Origin of the sequence: Mesorhizobium sp. WSM3626, from assembly GCF_000513935.1 — a bacterium.
Classification (GTDB): Bacteria; Pseudomonadota; Alphaproteobacteria; order Rhizobiales; family Rhizobiaceae; genus Mesorhizobium; species Mesorhizobium salmacidum.
This window is the reverse complement of record NZ_AZUY01000088.1, coordinates 1-5,793: the sequence shown is the minus strand read 5'-3', so window position 1 is coordinate 5,793 and position 5,793 is coordinate 1. Positions and strand designations below refer to the sequence as shown.

At 59.7% G+C, this 5,793-nt stretch carries 5 protein-coding genes; 4 read left to right on the top strand and 1 reads right to left on the bottom strand.

The features are described 5' to 3' along the window. The 4 genes from M653_RS1000000137485 to M653_RS0130830 all read left to right on the top strand — a co-directional run. The coding region (locus M653_RS1000000137485) for a hypothetical protein (RefSeq protein ID WP_027146746.1) at nucleotides 1–180 on the top strand (180 nt) is incomplete at its 5' end. An 833-nt stretch (nucleotides 181–1,013) separates the two neighbouring features. Then, nucleotides 1,014–2,030, top strand: coding sequence for a sugar ABC transporter substrate-binding protein (locus M653_RS0130840; protein WP_032936554.1), 1,017 nt, complete (start codon nucleotides 1,014–1,016; stop codon nucleotides 2,028–2,030). A 74-nt stretch (nucleotides 2,031–2,104) separates the two neighbouring features. Further along, complete coding sequence (locus M653_RS0130835; protein WP_051442892.1) at nucleotides 2,105–3,625, top strand: sugar ABC transporter ATP-binding protein; 1,521 nt, start codon at nucleotides 2,105–2,107, stop codon at nucleotides 3,623–3,625. Between the two features lie 12 nt (nucleotides 3,626–3,637). Further along, a complete protein-coding gene (locus M653_RS0130830) occupies nucleotides 3,638–4,663 on the top strand; it encodes an ABC transporter permease (RefSeq protein WP_027146743.1) in 1,026 nt (341 codons plus the stop codon). Between the two features lie 667 nt (nucleotides 4,664–5,330). Here M653_RS0130830 and M653_RS0130825 read toward each other — a convergent pair. Then, complete coding sequence (locus M653_RS0130825) at nucleotides 5,331–5,753, bottom strand: RidA family protein (RefSeq protein WP_027146742.1); 423 nt, start codon at nucleotides 5,751–5,753, stop codon at nucleotides 5,331–5,333. Between the last annotated feature and the right edge of the window lie 40 nt (nucleotides 5,754–5,793).

Sequence of the window (5,793 nt, the reverse complement as noted above, 5' to 3'; positions counted from 1 at the left end):
GATGGGATCGTGGCAGCACGTCGTGAGGCCATGGAAGGCCTGATCGACTTGGCCAGAGAATCCCTGAAGGATCTCGACGGCCAGCAATTGTTCATTCAGGTCCGGGATGAGAAGGGCAAAAAACTGGCGAGGCTGAGCCTTTCCCTTCAAATGCAGCCAAATGCAGCCGAGGATCAATGAGCTAACCGACCCGAGCCTACCTGCATGACGCACGCATTCAAGCGTGTGGAAGGCCGCCCTATCGTAGGCGCGCATAGCGTCGGGCCCGTCACATTAGGCTCTAGGTCGAGAAGGCGCACGCCATGCTTCGTGCCTGCTGCGAGATAGATTTCCATGTGGTGGAAGCAGTTCAACCGTAGCCTGGCACCGCTGCCCGAATGGGCGCCCGGCGCACAGTAGTTGGTAGCTTTTGCTGAAACAACTGAACCTAGCTCAGGTTCCGACTCCGGGCAGGGGTGCGGGCAGGCTGGCGTGGTCTTCACACGCCGCAGTCACGTCCGGAACGATGTGCAGGTCCGCACCCGACAGGCTGGCCAGATCAGCGGCCCGGTTGCATCGGCGACAGGCTTCTTCGGGGCAGTGCAACTGAGTCATGCCGGTCTCCTCCCGGCAGTTCAACCATGAATACAACCCATCATACAAGAGTTGTGGTGCCGGCCTGGCATGCCACCATTCGTCCAGCTATCCGGAAGACTTACTTGCATACCCGGCGAGCGTGGGGACGTCCTAAGGTTGTGCAGTCTCCTGACCCGGAGCACCGCCTCGCCTGAGCCCGTGTTCCAAGAAGGAAGAGGCCCGCTGCGTGGCGTACTGGAGCGGGTCTTTGCGCCTCGGTCATTGCTTTGTCTATCTTAAGGAATGGTCGGTTCCTGAACGCGCCGGGGCTGTAATGCGACTAACCCTGGATTCCGTGAGGACGTCGAGCGACGTTGTCTCGGAACCTTGACCACAAGATCGGCGGGGCCATAATGGCCGTATGGCTCGCATTTCCCCGAGCCGTACTGGGAGGAATTATGAAAAACAAAATAGACGACGACCGACGCAATCTTCTGACCTTAGCGGCTGTTGGCGGTGCCGCTGCACTTATGGGCGGCTTCGGGATCAGCCAGGCTCGCGCCGCCGCGGCCTCCGGGCGTTCCGAAAAGCCGCTCAAGGCAGCGTTCTCCAACGCCGGACTTCAGGCGACATGGTGCGCCCAAGGCAAGGCAGCGGCGGAATACTGGGGCAAATTGTTCAACGTCGAGGTGACTTGGTTCGACGGGGAACTCGATGCCGTAAAGCAGCGCGCGGCGATCGACAACATGGCTTCCCAGAAATGGGATTTCGTGGCGATCCAGGCCTTTGGCATCGGCACGCTGGTGCAGCCGGTGCAAAAGATGATCGACGCCGGGATCCCTGTCATCGACATGGATACCCTGATTGCGCCACTCGACAAGATCAATGTGCACAGCTTCCTCGCGCCTGATAATGAATTCATGGGATCATCGGTGACCCAGGCGCTCATCACCGCCATCGGCGGCAAGGGCAAGGTCATCACCACGCAGGGCGCGCTCGGCCACACGGGCGCCCAAGGGCGAAACCGGGGCTTCGAATCCATCGTCAAACAGCATCCCGATATCGAGGTTCTGGAAAACCAGCCGGCCGACTGGGACGTCACCAAGGTGGCGCGGCTATGGGAGACCTATCTTACGAAATATCCGCAGATTGACGCGGCCTATTTCCACAATGACGACATGGCGCTTGCAGCGTACAACGTCATGAAGGCCCATAACCGTACCAACATCAAGATCGGCGGTTGCGACGCCATGCCCCCTGCAATAGCCGCCGTTGCCGAAGGGCGCATGCACGCCACCGTGCGCAATCCATCCTGCCGTATTCATGGTGGCGCCATTGTCGCCGGCGTCGCCGCGGTGACAGGTGGCGAGAAGTCAGGCGAAGGAATCCCGAAAAGCGTCGTAACCGACGGTCCCGTGGTTACCAAGGAGAATGCCTCCGGGATGCAATGGATGGAAGACCATTTCCTGATCTGATCTTGGTCCCAAATGGCTGGCGGATCATCCGCCAGCCATTCGCGCAGCCACTGGACATTCGCCACGCGGACAGAATGAACGCTCAAGCTGAAGTCTCCTTGCGAGGGGTCGCGCCGCGCCTTCGCATGGATGGGATATCGAAATCCTTTGGCGGCGTGGTGGCGCTGCACGATGTGGATTTCGTGTTGCGCGCCGGCGAGATCCATGGGCTCGTTGGGGAAAACGGCGCCGGCAAATCGACCCTGATGAAGATCATCGCCGGCGTGCACGCCGAATATAACGGCCGCATGTTCATCGACGGAGAGCAGGTCCATTTCCGCTCGGCCCGTGATGCGCTTGCGGCTGGCATCGGTATGGTGCATCAGGAACTGAGCGTTGTTCCCGATCTCACAGTTGCCGAAAATGTCTTTCTCGGAAAACAGCCGACGAAGGCAGGACTGATCGATTGGTCCGGCATGGTGGCCGCAGCGCGGGAACAACTCGCCAATCTTGGCATCGAGGTCGATCCTCGCGCGTCGATGGGATCATTGTCGATCGGCCTCCAGCAACTGGTCGAACTCGCCCGCGTGCTCTTCTCGGGAGCGCGCATCATCATACTAGACGAGCCTACATCGGCGCTGTCGCCGCCTGAGGTGCATCGCCTGTTCGAGGTGCTTCGCGGCGTTCGCGCGAGCGGCCGCAGCATCGTCTTCATTTCCCATTTCCTCGACGACATCCTATCAGTTTCCGACAGGGTGACCATCTTCCGCAACGGGCGCCGTGTTGTCACCGAAGCCGCGGCCTTGATCGACAAAGGCTGGGTTATCGAACGCATGATCGGCAGCGGTCACGAGGAACTGGAGGAAAGTTATACCGGCGCGATCGCTCTCAATAGCAAGTCCGCGGCGCCCGTAATCCTCTCGGCGCGACATCTTGCGGTGGGGCGCGCCTTCGCCGATGTGTCGCTTGACGCGCGGGCCGGCGAGATTCTCGGCATTTACGGTTTTATGGGCTGCGGCCAGATCGAACTGGCGCGGACATTGTTCGGCAAGCTCAAGCCGAGCACCGGGACGTTGGCCATTGAGGGCGCGGCGAAACGTTTTCGCAACACGGCGCACGCTCGCCGCGCGGGAATCGCCTTCGTGCCGGAGAGCCGCCGTTCCATGCTGTTCTACCAGGAACCGGTCTATAAAAATGTCTCGATCAGCGTGCTTGGTCGCATCTCGCGCCTCTGGTTGAAGCCAGCAGCGGAGCGCCAGATCGCCAGCCGCCATGTTGAACTGCTGAATATCCGTCCGTCGAACGTGCTGGCGCTGCTCGCCAGTCTTTCCGGCGGCAACCAGCAGAAGGTCGCGCTGGCGAAATGGCTGACATACATCCCTAAGGTGCTGATCTTGAGCGAGCCGACCCGCGGCATGGACGTTGGCGCCAAAGACGATGTTGTGAAGATCGTACGTGCGCTGCGCAACCAGGGCCTTGCTGTCATCGTTGTCTCGGCCGAGCCCGAAACCGTCCTGTCGCTCGCCGACCGCATCATCGTCATGAAGAAAGGCCGCATCGTGCACGAGTTCGCCGGCGAAACGATCAGCAAGGACAGGCTGCTCGACGCCGCTTGAGGAGAACGCCAAATGACAATACCGGTTCAGGAAGCCGTAAAAGGGTCCCCGTCGCGGGCTGGTGCCTTCCTGCGCAACCGGATGCGCAACATTGCGCCTTTCGCGACGCTGATCATCCTGCTCGCGTTCTTCAGCATCGCCAGCCCATCTTTCCTCAGCGTCGACAACGGGGTCAACGTGCTGACGCAGATTTCCGTCACGGGCGTCATCGCGGTGGGGCTCACTTTTGTGATCCTGTGCGCCGAGATAGATCTTTCGGTAGCGGCTATCGCCAATGCTACCGGCATTGCCGTTGCCTATTTCACAATGCAGGAATCCTACGTCAACATTCCCAACCTCCCCCTGCCAGGCTATGCGGCGATCGGGTTGGCGCTGCTCATCTGCGCCTTCCTGGGCCTGGTCAACGCCTTCGGCACCACGCTGATTGGAATACCCTCGTTCATCATGACACTTGCCATGATGCAGATCGGAGCTGGCATTTGCGCGCTTCTGGTGCGCGGCCAGATCGCCTATGCCGTTCCCGATCTGGTTACGATGATGGGTTCTGGCACGATAGCCGGCTTTCCGTGGATCATCATCGTGCTGGGTGTATTCCTGCTGGCGGGTCATATCGTTTTGACCTACACGCGCTTCGGCCGATACGTCTACATGGTCGGCGGCAACCGCGAAGCGGCGGAATATTCCGGTGTCAACGTCAAAATGGTTTTAGGCGCGGTGATGGTCATTTCGGCGGTCTGTTCCGGTGTCGCAGGGATGATTGGCGTAGCCCATTTCGGCAGCGCTCAGCAGAACGAGTTCGACGGCTATCTGCTCGACGCTATCGCAGCGGTGGTGGTCGGTGGCACCAGCCTCTTTGGCGGCCGTGGCGGGATCGGCAACACGATCATCGGCCTGTGCATACTGGGCGTCCTCAACAACGGCCTCGATCACGTGCAGATCGACAGTTTTTTGAAAATCCTCATCCGCGGCATCATTCTGCTCGTTGCACTGATCATCAATGTCTATGTGCAGAATCTGCGTGATCGGCAACGCATCTGATTACCGGCAGTGCCTTTCCACAGCCACGGCAGTTTCATCGAGGAGCCCGCTGCCGAAAGGTGGCGGGCTTTTTGCTCGTCGGTCGGAACAGCGCGATCTGACGCGCCTTTTCCCACCCTTGAAAGCGCCCTCCGCCTCAAAAGAGATCTCATCGTGCAACTTGCCAATGACTGGAATGCCCTGCGGCAATCTCAAGTTAAGCGGGTATGCCAGCTTCACGGTCGGACGGCGATCTCCACTGGCAGCGGGGAGCGCTGGTTCTGCAGCGAAGCTGATGCCCGGTCCGAAGGATGCCGAAATGCACGTCGAAAGAGCCCACCATGGTCTTGCAATGCCGACGCGCGGCCTTGGTGTTTCTGACGGCCAGCGAGCGTCGTCAGGTTAGGAGTGTGTGGTCGAGCGTTGTGGCCCATCAACTCAACACCAGCCCGGCCACTAAGACGACCATCGCAAGCGACAATGGAACTGCCAGCAGCCAGCCAGCTTCAAGAACGTCGATTTTATCAAATTTCATAAACGGGCTCCTCGTATGAGGAAGGGTTCGATCGCCCGATGGTTCCATTGATGCTAAGCCCACGTTCTGAGATGGTCGCTCCGCAGAGCAAAAGCAGGCTCTCTGTCGAGCCAGTCGAGCGACGCTGAAGCCTCAGCCGAGCGAATTATTCGATCAGCCTTTGTCAGCCGACCGGCCGCCGGTCATCGACGGGATGCGGGCGACAACCTTGATCTCGAAATCAAAGCCGGCAAGCCAGTTGACGCCAACTGCCGTCCAGTTCGGATAGGGAGGTTGGCCGATCTCTTCGGCCCGGACGGCCAGCACCGNTTCGATCTGTTCGTCCGGTTTGGTGTGGAAGGTGGTGACGTCGACCACGTCATCGAAGCTACATCCGGCGGCGGCCAAGACCTCGCGCAGATTGGCAAAGGCCCGCCTAACCTGATCCTCGAACAAGGGCTCGGGCGAGCCGTCGTTGCGGCTCCCGACCTGACCCGATACGAAGAGAAGGTCGCCCGAGCGAATGGCGGCNGAATATCTATGAATATCGTATAACGCGTGGCGTTTGGCCGGATAAACGGCGTTCCGTGCAGCCATTTCAGTTCCTCTCAATCTTGGTACGGTGCGAGAGCGGGTC

Bases quoted from the DNA above. Each gene is read 5' to 3' on its own strand.
- M653_RS0130840 (WP_032936554.1), top strand. From the start codon at position 1,014: ATGAAAAACAAAATAGACGACGACCGACGCAATCTTCTGACCTTAGCG.
- M653_RS0130835 (WP_051442892.1), top strand. From the start codon at position 2,105: ATGAACGCTCAAGCTGAAGTCTCCTTGCGAGGGGTCGCGCCGCGCCTT.
- M653_RS0130830 (WP_027146743.1), top strand. From the start codon at position 3,638: ATGACAATACCGGTTCAGGAAGCCGTAAAAGGGTCCCCGTCGCGGGCT.